Annotated in this window: 1 protein-coding gene; it reads left to right on the top strand. The window is 66.6% G+C overall.

Annotated elements, in window-relative coordinates:
• On the top strand, positions 1-503 hold a 503-nt coding region (locus tag NHG27_RS18990; RefSeq protein ID WP_497017363.1), incomplete at both ends, for a methyl-accepting chemotaxis protein.

Raw genomic sequence — 503 nt, 5'->3', positions numbered from 1 at the left:
GCGTCGGAGTTCTCGGCGAGCTCGGAGGAGACGGCGGTGCAGTCGGGTGCGGTGGCGACGGCTGCGGAGCAGGTGTCGCAGAACGTGCGGACGGTGGCTGCGGGGGCGGAGCAGATGGGGGCTTCGATCCGGGAGATCGCGCAGAACTCGAACGAGGCGGCGAAGGTGGCCAATCGTGCGACGGATCGTGCGGCGTCGACGAATGCGACGGTGCAGAAGCTGGGGACGAGCTCGCAGGAGATCGGTGACGTGGTGAAGGTGATCACGTCGATCGCGGAGCAGACGAACTTGTTGGCGTTGAACGCGACGATCGAGGCGGCTCGTGCGGGGGAGGCGGGCAAGGGGTTTGCTGTGGTGGCTTCTGAGGTGAAGGAGCTGGCGCAGGAGACGGCGAAGGCGACGGAGGACATTGCTCGTCGGGTGGAGGCGATCCAGGGGGATACCTCGAGTGCGGTGGGGGCGATCGGTGAGATCGCGGACATCATCGGGCGGATCAACGACTA

This window comes from Oerskovia sp. 140933 (assembly GCF_059651515.1).
This window is presented reverse-complemented; position numbering and strand designations above follow the sequence as displayed.